This is a genomic window from Ensifer oleiphilus (assembly GCF_013371465.1).
Classification (GTDB): domain Bacteria; phylum Pseudomonadota; class Alphaproteobacteria; order Rhizobiales; family Rhizobiaceae; genus Ensifer; species Ensifer oleiphilus.
Genome location: NZ_JABWDU010000009.1, coordinates 47,853 through 61,656, shown reverse-complemented (window position 1 = coordinate 61,656; position 13,804 = coordinate 47,853). Strand labels below are relative to the sequence as shown.

At 62.7% G+C, this 13,804-nt stretch carries 12 protein-coding genes; all 12 read right to left on the bottom strand.

From position 1 onward, the window contains the following. Positions 1–5 precede the first annotated feature (5 nt). On the bottom strand, positions 6–1,679 hold the full coding sequence (gene hutU / locus HT585_RS26260) for a urocanate hydratase (RefSeq protein WP_057218298.1): 1,674 nt from the start codon (positions 1,677–1,679) through the stop codon (positions 6–8). A 2-nt stretch (positions 1,680–1,681) separates the two neighbouring features. Beyond that, positions 1,682–2,500, bottom strand: coding sequence for an N-formylglutamate deformylase (gene hutG / locus HT585_RS26255; protein ID WP_176355747.1), 819 nt, complete (start codon positions 2,498–2,500; stop codon positions 1,682–1,684). A gap of 1 nt (position 2,501) precedes the next feature. Next, positions 2,502–4,037, bottom strand: a complete 1,536-nt coding sequence (gene hutH, locus HT585_RS26250; RefSeq protein WP_176355746.1) for a histidine ammonia-lyase — start codon at positions 4,035–4,037, stop codon at positions 2,502–2,504. Further along, positions 4,034–5,278 (bottom strand): imidazolonepropionase, encoded by a 1,245-nt coding sequence (gene hutI / locus HT585_RS26245; RefSeq protein WP_176355745.1) that lies wholly within the window; start codon positions 5,276–5,278, stop codon positions 4,034–4,036. Before hutI ends, hutH begins: the two co-directional genes overlap by 4 nt. A gap of 192 nt (positions 5,279–5,470) precedes the next feature. After that, positions 5,471–6,058, bottom strand: coding sequence for a phosphonate metabolism protein/1,5-bisphosphokinase (PRPP-forming) PhnN (gene phnN, locus HT585_RS26240; protein ID WP_176355744.1), 588 nt, complete (start codon positions 6,056–6,058; stop codon positions 5,471–5,473). Continuing rightward, entirely contained in the window at positions 6,055–7,194 is a 1,140-nt protein-coding gene (locus HT585_RS26235; RefSeq protein ID WP_176355743.1) for an alpha-D-ribose 1-methylphosphonate 5-triphosphate diphosphatase, read from the bottom strand. The genes phnN and HT585_RS26235 overlap by 4 nt, the downstream gene beginning before the upstream one ends. A gap of 1 nt (position 7,195) precedes the next feature. Further along, the gene (locus tag HT585_RS26230) at positions 7,196–7,903 is read right to left on the bottom strand and encodes a DUF1045 domain-containing protein (RefSeq protein WP_176355742.1); all 708 of its coding nucleotides are present in this window, start codon (positions 7,901–7,903) and stop codon (positions 7,196–7,198) included. Between the two features lie 126 nt (positions 7,904–8,029). Next, positions 8,030–9,547 (bottom strand): phosphonate ABC transporter, permease protein PhnE, encoded by a 1,518-nt coding sequence (phnE, locus tag HT585_RS26225; RefSeq protein WP_176355741.1) that lies wholly within the window; start codon positions 9,545–9,547, stop codon positions 8,030–8,032. Positions 9,548–9,556: 9 nt separating this feature from the next. Then, positions 9,557–10,519: a phosphonate ABC transporter, permease protein PhnE gene (gene phnE, locus HT585_RS26220; RefSeq protein ID WP_173422987.1), complete on the bottom strand. Its 963-nt coding sequence runs from the start codon at positions 10,517–10,519 to the stop codon at positions 9,557–9,559. 107 nt (positions 10,520–10,626) lie between these two features. Then, positions 10,627–11,532 (bottom strand): phosphonate ABC transporter substrate-binding protein, encoded by a 906-nt coding sequence (gene phnD, locus HT585_RS26215; RefSeq protein ID WP_176355740.1) that lies wholly within the window; start codon positions 11,530–11,532, stop codon positions 10,627–10,629. Positions 11,533–11,618: 86 nt separating this feature from the next. After that, positions 11,619–12,461, bottom strand: coding sequence for a phosphonate ABC transporter ATP-binding protein (gene phnC / locus HT585_RS26210; RefSeq protein WP_025428674.1), 843 nt, complete (start codon positions 12,459–12,461; stop codon positions 11,619–11,621). A gap of 167 nt (positions 12,462–12,628) precedes the next feature. Then, positions 12,629–13,756: an NAD(P)/FAD-dependent oxidoreductase gene (locus HT585_RS26205; protein WP_176355739.1), complete on the bottom strand. Its 1,128-nt coding sequence runs from the start codon at positions 13,754–13,756 to the stop codon at positions 12,629–12,631. Positions 13,757–13,804: the final 48 nt, after the last annotated feature.

Genomic DNA, 13,804 nt, shown 5'->3' with positions numbered 1-13,804 from the left:
GTTCATCAGTTGCCGAGAATGCCCGGCAGGCGCAGGCCCTTGTCCTTGGCGCAATCAAGTGCGATGTCGTAGCCGGCATCGGCGTGGCGCATCACGCCGGTGGCCGGGTCGTTCCAGAGCACGCGCTCAAGGCGCTTGGCGGCGTCATCCGTGCCATCGGCGCAGATGACGACGCCGGAATGCTGCGAGAAGCCCATGCCGACGCCGCCGCCATGATGCAGCGACACCCAGGTGGCACCGGACGCGGTGTTGAGGAGCGCGTTGAGCAGCGGCCAGTCCGAGACGGCGTCCGAGCCGTCCTTCATCGCTTCGGTCTCGCGGTTCGGCGAGGCGACCGAGCCGGAGTCGAGATGGTCGCGGCCGATGACGACAGGCGCCTTGAGCTCGCCGTTCCGGACCATTTCGTTGAAGGCGAGGCCGAGGCGATGGCGATCGCCGAGGCCGACCCAGCAGATGCGCGCCGGCAGGCCCTGGAACGAGATGCGCTCGCGCGCCATGTCGAGCCAGTTGTGCAGATGGGTGTTGCCCGGGGTGAGTTCCTTGACCTTGGCATCGGTCTTGTAGATGTCTTCCGGATCGCCGGAGAGGGCGGCCCAGCGGAACGGACCGATGCCGCGGCAAAAGAGCGGACGGATATAGGCCGGCACGAAACCGGGGAAGGCGAAGGCGTTTTCGAGGCCCTCTTCCTTGGCGACCTGGCGGATGTTGTTGCCGTAGTCGAAGGTCGGAATACCCATGTCCTGGAAGGCGATCATGGCTTCGACATGCTCGCGCATCGAGGCGCGCGCGGCCTTTTCGACAGCCTTCGGATCGCTCTCGCGCTTGGCCTTCCACTCGGCCATGGTCCAACCCTTGGGCAGGTAACCGTTGACCGGGTCGTGTGCCGACGTCTGGTCGGTGACCATATCGGGACGAATGCCGCGGCGAACCATTTCCGGCAGGATTTCGGCAGTGTTGCCGAGCAAGCCGACGGATTTTGCTTCGCCGTTCTTGGTCCAGCGGGCAATCATCTCCATTGCCTCGTCGAGCGTTTCGGCCTTTTCATCGACGTAGCGGGTGCGCAGGCGGAAGTCGATCGAGTCCGGATTGCACTCGACGGCAAGGCACGAGGCGCCGGCCATGACAGCGGCCAGCGGCTGCGCGCCGCCCATGCCGCCGAGGCCACCTGTCAGCACCCACTTGCCCTTGAGGCTGCCGCCATAGTGCTGGCGGCCGGCCTCGACGAAGGTTTCGTAGGTGCCCTGTACGATGCCTTGCGTGCCGATATAGATCCACGAGCCGGCCGTCATCTGGCCGTACATCGCCAGACCTTTCTTATCCAGCTCGTTGAAGTGGTCCCAGGTCGCCCAATGCGGCACCAGGTTGGAGTTGGCGATCAAAACGCGCGGCGCATCCTTGTGGGTGCGGAAGACGCCGACCGGCTTGCCGGACTGGACCAGCAGGGTCTCGTCCTCATTGAGGTCCTTCAGCGTCTCGACGATCTTGTCGAAATCCGCCCAGGTACGGGCGGCGCGGCCGATGCCACCATAAACCACCAGCTCGTGCGGGTTTTCCGCGACGTTCGGGTCGAGGTTGTTCATCAGCATGCGCAGCGGCGCTTCGGTCATCCAGCTCTTGGCGTTGAGCGTGGTGCCCTGCGGGGCGCGCACGTCGCGAATGTTGTGGCGCGGATTGTTCATGTTCATGCCTCGCTCCCTGTCAGCGTTTTAAGGTCGAATGCGGTGTTCTCGATGCGTTGAAGAATGGCCCGAAGCGGTGCACGCAGGCGTTCTGCCTTGTCGGCGTCGAGCGCAAACGGCGGCTCCTCGGCGGCAAGATGGGTCGATTGTGCCAGTTCCATCTGGATGGCGTGCACGCCTGATTCCGGCCGCCCGTAGTGGCGGGTGGTCCAGCCGCCCTTGAAGCGGCCGTTGAGAATGCTCGTGTAACCCTCTGCCGAAGCTGCGATATCGACAGCGGCCTTCTCGATGTCGGGCGCGCAGGTGCGGCCCATATCCGTACCGATGTTCAGGTCCGGCAACTTGCCGTCGAACAGGAAGGGGATATGGGAGCGGATGGAATGGCAGTCGTAGACGATGGCGATGCCGTGAATCGCCTTGACCCGCTCGATCTCTGCCAGAAACGCCGCGTGATAGGGCGCATGGAATTGGCGCAGGCGCTCTGCCGTGTCGGTCTCCGTCGGCGCTTCGCCATCCTTCCAGATCTGCAACCCATCGAAATCGGTCTCCGGGATGAGGCCGGTGGTGTTCTGCCCGGGATAGAGACTGACATTCTCAGGATCGCGATTGGCGTCGATAACATAGCGATGGAAAGTAGCGCGCACGACGGTGACATCCGGCAACAGCCCTTCGTAGAGCTTGTGGATGTGCCAGTCGGTGTCGGCGAGCAGCCGGCCGGTGTCGTTGAGCCGCTCCCAGATCTCTGCTGGTACGTCGGTGCCGGTATGCGGAAAGCCGAGAATGACCGGCGAGGTGCCCTGGCGGACTTCGAAGACGCTCATGTCACGCTCCCAGCTTCGGCAGAATGCCAGTGGAAATCGCGGCGTTCAGTGTGCCGGAGGCGATCAGTTCGCCGGCGGCCTGCAGGTCGTCGGCGAGATAGCGGTCCTCCTCGATCGTCGGCGAAACAGCGCGCAGCGCTGCTGCGGCTTTCTGAAGCTCGGGGCTTGTCGCCAATGGTGCGCGGAACTCGACGCCCTGCACCGCCGTCAGCGCCTCGATGCCGATGATTGAAAACAGGTTGTCGGTCATCTGCAGCAGGCGGCGGGCGCCGTGGCAGGCCATCGAAACGTGGTCTTCCTGATTGGCCGAGGTGGGGGTGGAGTCGACCGAGGCCGGGTGCGAAAGCTGCTTGTTTTCCGACATCAGCGCCGCCGACGTCACCTCGGCAATCATCAGGCCGGAGTTGAGGCCGGGCTTCTTGGCAAGGAAGGCGGGCAGGCCGTAGGACAAGGCCGGGTCGACAAGAAGGGCAATGCGTCGCTGCGAGATCGCGCCGATTTCGCAGACGGCAAGCGCGATCTGGTCGGCGGCGAAGGCCACGGGTTCCGCATGGAAGTTGCCGCCGGAGACGACGGAATTGTCGGAAAGCACCAGCGGGTTGTCGGTGACGGCATTCGCTTCGATTTCGAGCACGCGCGCGACCGAGCGCAAGAGGTCGAGGCAGGCGCCGTCCACCTGCGGCTGGCAGCGGATGCAATAGGGGTCCTGTACCCGCTCGTCGCCTTCGATATGGCTCTCGCGAATGGCCGAGCCTGAAAGAAGTGCGCGAAGGGCGGCGGCAGTATCGATCTGGCCCTGATGGCCGCGAAGTGTGTGGATGTCGGGATGGAACGGGGCCGACGATCCCATCGCCGCATCGGTCGACATGGCGCCGGTCACGAGTGCCGCCTGGGCAGCGCGGTGGGCGCGGAAGAGTCCGGCGAGAGCAAGTGCCGTGGAGGTCTGCGTGCCGTTGATCAGCGCCAGTCCTTCCTTGGCGGCAAGCACCACCGGCGTCAGCCCGGCTTTGGCAAGGGCTTCGGCGCCGGACATGCGGGCACCTGCGAAGAACGCCTCGCCGTGCCCCATCATGACAGCCGCCATATGGGCGAGCGGGGCGAGATCGCCGGATGCACCGACCGAGCCCTTTTCCGGGATGACCGGGATAACGCCCTTGTCGAGCATAGCCTCGATCAGCCTGACAAGTTCGAGCCGCACGCCGGAGGCACCGCGGCCGAGAGAGACGAGCTTCAGCGACAGGATCAGGCGGACGATGTTTTCGGAAAGCGGCTGGCCGACGCCGCAGCAGTGCGACAGGATCAGATTGCGCTGCAGGGTAGCAACATCGGCGCTATCGATCTTGATCGACGCCAGTTTGCCGAAGCCGGTGTTGATGCCATAGACGGGCGCGTTGCCGGCGACGATCTCGGCGATGCGCCTGGCTGCCTTTTCGATGCCAGCGTCGAAGGACGGATCCAGGCGGGCAGGTTCGCCGGTCCAGTAGATGGTCTCGAGATCCTCAAGCGGAACCGAGCCCGGATGCAGAATGATGGTCATAGACCGGTCCTTTCGCCCCTAAAGATGCGCGTATGAAGTGGATTGAAGCCGATGCGGTAGACGAGTTCGGCCGGATCCTCGATGTTCCAGAGCGCCAAGTCGGCGGACTTGCCGACTTCAATCGTGCCGGTCTCGCCGAGAAGTCCGAGTGCGCGTGCCGCCTCGCGGGTGACGCCGGCGAGGCATTCGGCAACCGTCAGCCGGAAGAAGGTCGCGGACATGTTCATGGTCAGCAGCAGCGAGGTCAGCGGCGAGGTGCCGGGATTGCAGTCTGTCGCAATCGCGATATGCGCGCCGGCGGCACGCAGCGCCTCAACCGGCGGCAGCTGTTTTTCGCGAAGCGCGTAAAACGCCCCGGGGAGCAGAACGGCAACAGTGGCCGATCTGGCCAAGGCCTGTGCGCCATCGGCGTCGAGATATTCGAGATGGTCGGCGGACAAGGCCCCATAGAAAGCCGCAAGCTTTGCGCCGCCGAGATTGGAAAGCTGTTCGGCATGCAATTTCACCGGAATTCCAAGCGCCTTGGCGTGGTCGAAGACGCGCGTGATCTCGGCGGTCGAAAAGGCAATGCCCTCACAAAAACCATCGACTGCATCGACCAGGCCTTCTGCGTGGGCGGCATCGAGACCCGGAAGCACGACATCGGAAATGTAGTCGCCGTTGCGCCCCTTGTAGTCGGCGGGGGTCGCGTGGGCCGCGAGATAGCTGGTGACGATCCGCACCGGCCGCTTCTTGGCGAGCTTGCGCGCGGCGCGCAGCATGTTGAGCTCGGCGTTGATGTTCAGGCCGTAGCCGGACTTGATCTCGACCGTCGAAACGCCTTCGGCCAGCAGGGTGTCGAGCCGTGGCAAAGCACTTTCGACGAGTGCATCGACCGAGAGTGCGTTGGTTGCCTTAACCGACGAGACGATCCCGCCGCCGGTGCGGGCGATCTCCTCGTAGGACGCACCTTCGAGCCGCATCTGGAATTCGCGGGCGCGGTTGCCACCGTGCACTAGATGCGTGTGACAATCGATGAAGGCGGGGGTCATCACCCGGCTTTCGCAATCCGTGGCTTCAAGCGTGCGGGAGAGATCGGCCGGCAGGTCGCTCTCGGTGCCGGCAAAGGCGATACGCCCATCGACGACAGCCACTGCGCCCTTTTCGACCAGGGCGAGATTGTCCTGATCGGTGCGCAGGGTCGCGAGGCGCAGATTGCGCCAGATACCAGACGCCTTTGCGGTGGTCGAAAATTGACTCATCAGCCGATCCCCTCTCGTTGGAGATAATGTATATACATAATAAACGTCCCGACAAGGGGAAAATTAGCCTGGCCGCGGAAAAGGATATAGCCGGCGGCGAAGTATTGCCGTCATGAGGTTGGCCGCAAATGCAAAAGACCCCGGAACGTCTGCTCCGGGGTCTCAAAAAATGACGTCTGAAAAACACGTCCCTCAGGCCGGATGAGCGGCCTTCATGCGAAGGTGCTCGACGAGGTCTACGAAGTGACGTCCGGCAATTTCCAGGCGACCGCTGTTATCGATCAGGGTGACATCCGGCCCAGTTGTGACATCCGGCACCTGACGGGAAAGCCGGCGCAGCACATCTTCCTCGCTTTCGCGTCCGCGCTCGGCAAGACGCTTGGCCAGCACGGTGGGTTCGGCCGTGATGACCGCGATGGCGATGTCGCCGAAGGCGGCCCGAAACGCGGGAAGCGCACTGCGGCTGCCGTTGACGATGGCCGTGGTGCCGCTTTCGACGTTGCGGCGAACGTCCTCGGGAATGCCGTATTTCAGGCCGTGCGCGTCCCAAGACACGGCGAAGGCGCCTGCCTGCTCCATGTCGGCGAATTCGGCAATCGAAACGCTTTCATGCACCTCGCCGCCGGCGTCGGACGGCCGCGTGATCACGCGGCGAACGAAGTGAATGTCGGCGCAATCGGAAAAATGCCGGGCGGCAAAGCCCATGACACTATCCTTGCCGGCGCCGCTCGGGCCGACCACGACGACGAGTGCGCCGCGCCTGGTTTCGAACGTGCTCATGCTACGCGGCGACCTTCACGCCAGACCGAGCGCACAACCGGAATGCCTTCCTGTCGATGCACCCGCGAGATGTCGGCGCGTAGGCCGACGGCGATGCGACCGCGATCATCAAGGCCGACGGTGCGTGCGGGCGTCGCACTGACCATGGCAATCGCCTTCGGCAAGTCGATGGCCTCAAGTTCGTCAGCCAGCACGAACGGCGCGTGGATCAGGCTGAAGGGCACATAGTCCGACGAAAGCACATCGAGCACGCCACGGTCCGCCAGATCGCGGGCGGCGATATTGCCCGAATGCGACTTGCCGCGCACGATATTGGGTGCACCCATCAGGACGCTGAGTCCGGCGCGATGGGAGGCTTCGGCTGCTTCGAAACTCGTCGGGAATTCGGCGAGCTTGATGCCATAGCCGATCGATTCGTCGACATGGGCGATCGTGGCGTCGTCATGGCTGGCGATGGTGATGCCGCGCTCGGCGCAGGCCTTGGCAAGGGCATCGCGATGCGGGCCGGCATATTTGGCTGAAAGCGCCTGTTGGCGTTCGACGAACTTTTCGAATTCGGCGTCCGACAGGCCGCGCTTGGATTTGTAATAGAGCGTGTACTGGTCCATTGTCTGAAACTGGCGCTGTCCCGGCGCGTGGTCCATCAGCGAAACGAGCTTGACCTGCGGGTCGTTCTCGAAGTCTTCGTAGTGATCGAGCACGTCCGAAGTTGAAACCTCGCAGCGCAGGTGGATCAGGTGGTCGGCGCGCAGGCGGCCCTCCTGCTGGGCTTGCGCCAGCGCGTCGGCCATGCTGCGCATCTCGCCCTTATGGAAACCACCGTCTTCGTCTGAACCGAGGCGCAGGCAATCGAACACGGTGGTGATGCCCGAGGTTACGACCTGTGCATCATGGGCCTGGATCGCAGCGATCTTCAGCCAGCGAACGCCCGGGCGCGGCGAATAATGCGCCTCGAGATGATCGGTGTGCAGTTCGACGAGACCAGGGAGCAGATAGTCGCCTTCGAAATCTTCGCCTGTGGTGGTCGTGCCCTTGGAGATATCGGCGATCTTGCCGTCGCGGATCAGCACCGAACCGTCGATGATGCTGTCCTCGAGAACGATGCGGGCGTTGGTCAGAACCTGTTCTTTGCTCATCTCATGCGATCTTTCGTTGTGTCGCGCTGCCCAGTGGCAGCAGGGAATGGACCAGGAACGGTGCGCCATGATGCGGCTCGACGAAGAGCGCAACTGACGCAACGTCAAGCGGCTTGCCGATATGTTCGGAAAATATGCCCTCAAGCACGGCCCGCATGGTTTTTGCTGTCTCGGCAGGGACGGGCCCGGTCAGCGTCAGGTGAAACTGGAATTCCTCGAAAACATAGGGATACCCCCATTTTCTCAAGTATTCTCGCTGTCGCTCCGGCAGTTTGTCCGGATTGCGCCTTGCCATGTCCGCCTCCGACAGAGGTGCGCGGAACGGCTCGAAATCGCGCACGGCTTGAGCCGCCAGATCCTGCAGCGGCCCGCAATGAGTCGCGGAGACGAGCGCAAAGAAGGGGCCGAGCTGGTGTAGCGTCAATTCCGGTATCTCGAAAGGTTCGAGACCTGCAGCAAACGCTTCGAAGGCTGCGACCAGTTCGTCTTCGCTGCGGCCCTCGGCAAGGGCGAAGGGAGCCTTGAGGGTACCATGAAAACCATAGCGTCGGGGGTCGGCGGTCAAAGTATGCCGCGTGTCGGCGTCGAGACCGGCCAGTGCCGGAAATTCACTGGTCTCGCCGGTAAAGGCGTCGCGGCCGAGCCAACGGCCCGCCGTTTGCGTCAGCCGGTCATCCGCCGGCGGCGCGAAGTAGATTGCATAACGCACGGTCTTCACTTTCTTGTATCGACCGGCCCGCCGGGACGGCGGGTCGATTGTTCGCGGGACGCGATGCGCAGCTAGCCGATTTCCATGACAACATCATGATGGCAAGGCTGCAAAACGCTTATCTCGTCAATGCGCTTTCTGTCCGATCAGCCGCGAGCGCAGGGCATTCGAGATGCTGTCGAAAATAAACACAACCAGCAAGATCAGAAGCACCATATAGGCGACATTTTCCCAGTCGGAGTTGGTGCGCATCGCTTCCCAGAGTTTCAGGCCGATGCCGCCGGCACCGACAGCGCCGATGATGGTTGCCGAGCGCGTGTTGGATTCCCAGAAGTAGAGCGCCTGGCTTGCGAAGACCGGCAGCACCTGCGGCAACACGCCGAAGCGCTGCACGGCAAGCGGCGTGGCACCGACAGATTTCACGCCTTCGCGCTGCTTGTCGTCGATGTTCTCCAGCGCCTCGGAATAGAGCTTGCCGAGCGTGCCAGTGTCGGTGAAGAAGATCGCCGACATGCCGGCAAGCGGTCCCGGGCCGAAGGCGCGGGTGAAGAACAAGGCCCAGATGAACATGTCCACCGAGCGCAGGAAGTCGAAGAAGCGCTTGATGACCTGATTGGTGAGGAAATTCGGGGTGATGTTGCGGGCTGCCAGGAAGCAGAGCGGGAACGCGACGAGCGAGGCGAACAGCGTGCCGACGAAGGCCATGACCACCGTCTGCAGCAGCTTGGTCCAGACATCCAGATGCTGCCATTCTGCGTTATAGAGAATGTTGTTCCAGGCGAGTGCGAGGTTCGACCGCGCCGGATCGATGCGCTCGCCGCTGGTGATCAGCGAAAGCACCTCGCCATAGCTCTTGCCGAAGAATGGCGAGTTGGTGTCGAAGAAGAAATTGGCCCAGCCGAAGAAGCGGTTGCGCACCGAGACGTCGTCACCTTCGACTTCCGCCCAACCCGTCGCACCGAAGGCAAGCGTGATTTTCTCACCCGGGCGTTTCTGTGTGGCCCAGGCAGGCAGGGTTCCTTGGGGCGTGACCGTGTCCTGGCCATCAACGGTCATGGTCAGCGTCTCGCCGCGATGAGTAGCCTTCACCAGCCCGTCGGCGACTTCGATCTTCGTGGAGCGGTTCAGGGTAACGACTGCCCGTGTAATAACCTCTTCGGTGCGGGTTTCGGTCCGGCTTTGCGCACTGGTCGCATCAGTGCTCCCCAGTGCTGAACCGGGCGTCATGAAGCTGAACGACGAGCTTGCCTTCGGCTTCGCCGCCGGTGTCGTGGACGCGGGAATCTCGACGGTCCGGGTCACGGTCTCCTTGTCGAGTTCGACCCATGAAGGATTGGGATTGGGCCCGAGCGGCGAGTTGCGCTGATAGTCGATCGTCATCGTCTTGTCGCGGGCGATCTTGAGTTCGGGGCGGACCTCATAGGAGACCCAATCGGCAAGATACGTTCCAGCAATGCCCCAGTTGGCGTTGCCCAGAACATGTCCTATCGAAAAGAACCACCAGCTGAAGATGAGGTAGACGACGAGGCCGGCACTGATGAGGATCGTGCGCAGACGCTTGTTCGAGGAGCCCTGCAGCAGATGCGGGTGACGCGATGCGATCGCATCCATTTCGAGCGGGCTTAGTCTGTTGGCGGAGGTCATGATAGGCACCTACTGGGCAAGCTGGAAGGCCTGGTCGCCAACGAGGCGACGGCGCAGCCATGCGGAAAACTGGTCGACGGCAAAGATGGTCGCAAACAGGAGGATGACGATCGCCAGTGTCTTGGCCTGATGGCCCTGGCCGATGGACAGGCGCAGCAACTCGCCGATGCCGCCGCCGCCGACCGCGCCGATGATGGTCGAGGCGCGCACGTTGATCTCAAGGCGCAGCAGGAAATAGCTGGCAAAATTGGGTAGGACCTGCGGAACCATGCCGAACCAGACCCGCTCGATCCAGTTGCCGCCGGCAGCGCGCAGTCCCTCGTCCGGTTTCATGTCGGCATTCTCGACCACCTCGAAAAACAGCTTGCCGAGTGCGCCGATGGTGTGGATCGAGACGGCGGCGATCGCCGGGATCGGGCCGAGCGAGAGGATCGCCAGGAAGAAGCCGGCGATGACCACCTCGGGAAATGCGCGCAGGATTTCCATCAGCCGCCGCACAAATCCGCGGATCCACGGATTGGGCATTAGGTTGCGGGCGGCGAGGAAACAGAAGATGAAGCCGAAGAACGTGCCGATGACGGTGGAGAAGATCGCGATGTTCACGGTCTCCAGCATCTTGTGCACGTATTCGGGAATGTAGAAGCTCTCGGTCAGGTACAGCCGACCTTCGGGGTAATTGTATTTGAAGCTGCCGTCGTCATAGGGCGAAGGCAGGTCGAACATGGCGCGGAAGATTTCCAGGCCGTCTCGGGGCGCGAGATCGCCGACGAAATCGAAGAAGTGCGGCAGCCGGTCGAAGAATTTGCCGGCATTGGAATCGTTGGCAAACCAGAGCGAGCCGGAAAGGGCGAGCATGAGCACGGCGAAGCCGAGCCAGGAGTAGAGCCGGCGGCGGGAATTCAGCTCCTGCCAGTGACGCTCCACAAGCGCGCCGTTGTCACTCAGATGCTTCGGGAGCATGGAAGTTGCCATGAATGTTCCGGCAGTGCCGGCCTCTGTCGACAGGCGCGCCAGGCGCCCTAGCAAAAAGGCGAACGCTGGCCGTTTTGGCGGCCAGCGTCCTTGAAGGATCGGGAAGATCAGCCGCCGATCGTCGCCTTGCGGGCGTCGATGATCGGCTTGTAGAAGTCGGCGTTGACTTCGGTGAAGCCGGTGAAATCGCCGCCCTGGATGGCGGAGAAGCAGGCGGCATCGGTCTTCGGCAGGTCGAGCATGAACTGCTTGAACTTAGCCTTCATGTCGTCGTTCATGGTCGAGCGGACGACGATCGGGCCGTTCGGGATCAGCGGCGACTTCCAGAGTTCGACCAGGTCGTTCATGTCGAGGATGCCCTTGTCGACCATCTTCTTCAGGTTGCCCGAGGTGTAGCCGTCCTTGAATTCGCCGACGCCAGAGCCGAAGGTCGTGCCGGCATCGAAGGTGCCCTTGACGACTTCGAGAACAAGGTTTTCGTGACCGCCGCCGAAGCCGGTTTCACCGAAAAATTCCTTGACCGGCGCACCGATCGATTCCGGCAGCGTGACGAGCGGGACGAGGTAGCCCGAGGTCGAGTCCGGATCGGCGAAGCCGAGCTTCTTGCCCTTCAGGTCTTCGAGCTTGGTGATGCCCGAATCCTTGCGGGCGACCATGATCGAGTGGTAGCCGGTCGAACCGTCGGTCTGGACGGTCGTCAGGATCGGCTCGACCGCGTCAGCCTTGGCGAGGTAGATCTTGGCAAAGCCGGATGCCCCGAGTTCGGCGTAGTCGAGCGTGCCGCCGAGCAGGCCCTGGATGACGCCGTCATAATCGGCGGCCGGGAACAGCGAGACCTTTTCGACGCCGATGGCGGCGGGCAGCTTGTCGACGATGCACTGGAAGTTGCGCAGGCGGTCGGCTTCGTTTTCGCCGCCGATGATGCCGACGCGGAATTCCTTGAGGTCTTCGGCCTGGGCGTGGCCGAGGAGGGCGAGCAGGGCAACAGTGCCCAGAAGAGCTTTCTTCAGCATAAGGTTCTCCCGTTTCTCCGGCTGTGCCGGATGATATTCGGTTTCAAAGAGGTGCCCGTGACGTGGGCCTTCGATCCTGGCGGGCGTCAGATGCCGGCCAGTGCCAGCGGCTGGAGGCCGGCAGATGCCGTTTGTTCCTGCGGAATGGCCGCGGGAATGTTGATGCTTGTCGAGGTCATCGATTCCTCGATGCCCGTGTCGGCGCCGTAGATCTCGGCGACGGCGGCCGCCGTCAGATCCTTCGGTTGACCGTCGAAGACGACGCGGCCATGGGCCATGCCGATGATGCGTTCGCAGTAATTGCGCGCGGTATCGAGCGTGTGCAGGTTGGTGATCACGGTGATGCCGTCGCGCTCGTTGATATCGCGCAGCGCATCCATGACGATCTTGGCGTTGAGCGGGTCGAGCGAGGCGATCGGCTCGTCAGCGAGCAACACCTTCGGCTGCTGCATCAGAGCACGGGCAATCGCCACGCGCTGCTGCTGGCCACCGGAAAGTGTGCCGGCTGCCTGCAGCGCCGTCTGCTCGATGCCGAGGCGCTCGAGTGCGCCGATGGCCATGATCCGCTCCTCGCGGGTAAACATGTTTAGAATGCTGAGCACCGTCGAACGGTGGTTGAGGCGTCCGAGCAGCACATTGGTCAGAACATCAAGACGCGGCACCAGGTTGAACTGCTGGAAGATCATCGCGCAGTCGCGCTGCCAGTTGCGAAGGGCGGCGCCACGCAGTGACGAGACTTCCGTGCCGGCGAACTCGATCGAGCCGGACGACAGGTCGACCAGGCGGTTGATCATGCGCAGCAGCGTCGACTTGCCAGCGCCGGAGCGGCCGATCACGCCGACCATCTGGCCCTGGGGTATGTCGAAGGTAACCGAGCTCACGGCTGTCTTCTTGCCGAACTGGCGGGTTACGTTCTTCAACTGAAACATTTCTAGCAGGTCCTCTTTCGGGGAGACCGGTCATCGGTATGACACCTGCCATATCGGCGCTTCATGAAAGCGAAATGTCAGTTTCTTGTCGTTTGTGTTACAGTTCACACCCTCAGGGACATCGTTAACAAAATGTGACACATTCACTGGGACGCGGAGACCCGTTGCTATCGCTGGAAGCGTTCCGGGCCGAAGATGGTGGCATCAAGGCCGTTGGCGGCGAAGCTCTCGGGCGCGGGGCCGCCGATCAGCAGATTGGCGGCGAGTGCGCCCAATGCCGGTGAGGTCAGAATGCCGTAGCCGCCCTGGCCGGCGAGCCAGAAGAAATCCGGCCTATCCTTCGCATACCCGATCACCGGAAGCCTGTCGGGCGAAAAGCTACGCAAGCCCGCCCAGCTCTTGAAGATGCGGCGGACGGGCACGGTCGTTGCCTCCTCCACATAATGGGCGGCCCAGGCGACATCGATTTCTTCAGGCTGGACGTCGGTCGGCTCGCAGGGGGTGGCATCGGCTGGGGAGGCAAGCAGCCGTCCGCCTTCGGGCTTCATGTAGAAGTCTTCGTCGATCTCGTTGATCTCGGGCAGGGTCAGAGCGTCGATCTCTGCGGGGAGGTCCACGGTGATCGCGGTGCGGCGATGCGGTACGATGCTGACCGGATCCACGCCGAAGAGACTGGCAACAGGATCCGCCCAGCCGCCGGCGGCATTGACGATGACCTGCGCTCTGATCTCGCCTGCACTTGTCGAGAGCACCCAGCCGTCGGCGTCACGGCGCGGGGCTATGATGTCACTGCGCTCGATCACCTCGGCGCCATGGCGCCGGGCGCCGCGCAGGTAGCCTTGCATGAGGTTCTCCACCTCTATGTCCCAGAAATTGGGATCGTAGAAGGCGCCGGCGACATACTCGCGTCGTAGGATCGGTACGAGCGCAACCGCTTCGTCGACGGTCAGTCTCTTGAGGTCGGCATTGGCCACGCGCTCTTCGGCGAACACGGTCTCCAGCCGCGCCGCCTTTTCCGCGTTCGCAATCATCACGCCGCCGCGCTGCTTCAACAACGGTACATCTGAAAAGCCTGCTGGAGGCTGGTCGAAGAAGGCCTTGGAGATCGCGGCGAGCTTGCACACTTCGGGCGCGTTGTAACGCAGCACGAATTCCGCGGCGGAGCGGCCTGTGCTGTGATAGCCGAGCCCGTCCTCCCGCTCGATGATGGCAACGGTGCGGTGTGGTGCCAGGAAATAGGCAAGCGAGAGGCCGGCAATGCCGCCGCCAATGATAGCCACATCAAACTCACGCATGTCCCGACCTCGCTGCTGATTTGGCCGGACCATAGGCAGAGCATGTTA